The sequence below is a fragment of the [Flexibacter] sp. ATCC 35208 genome (assembly GCF_001975825.1).
Classification (GTDB): Bacteria; Bacteroidota; Bacteroidia; order Chitinophagales; family Chitinophagaceae; genus Chitinophaga.
In genome coordinates this window covers 1-479 of the sequence record NZ_MTKN01000284.1, presented here as the reverse complement: position 1 = coordinate 479, position 479 = coordinate 1, and the positions used below count along the sequence as shown (strand labels likewise).

Sequence of the window (479 nt, the reverse complement as noted above, 5' to 3'; positions counted from 1 at the left end):
CTGGCCACAAACACTTTTCCCCTCTCCCCTCGTTTACCAGTCCATTGGTCAGAAGCACTTCTCCACGCTTCCAGCAGGGCCAGATCATCGCCGGATACCACGCCTTCTATTTACCGTCCATTGGCCAGGAACAATTATCCACTTTCTCTTATTTACCACCCCATTGGTCAGAAGCACTTCTCCACGCTTCCAGCAGGGCCAGATCATCGCCGGATACCACACCTTTTATTTACCGTCCATTGGCCAGGAACAATTATTCCCTTTCCCTTATTTACCACTCCATTGGTCAGAAGCACTTCTCCACGCTTCCAGCAGGGCCAGATCATCGCCGGATACCACACATTCTATTTCCCGTCCATTGGCCAGGAACAATTATCCACTTTCCCTTATTTACCAGTCCATTGGTCAGGAGCACTTCTCCACGCTTCCAGCAGGGCCAGATCATCGCCGGATACCACGCCTTCTCTTTATCGTCCATT

1 protein-coding gene is annotated in these 479 nt (G+C 50.9%); it reads left to right on the top strand.

The window, feature by feature from the left end:
- Nucleotides 1–163: 163 nt before the first annotated feature.
- On the top strand, nucleotides 164–479 hold a 316-nt coding region (locus BW716_RS37395; protein ID WP_220388939.1), incomplete at its 3' end, for a hypothetical protein.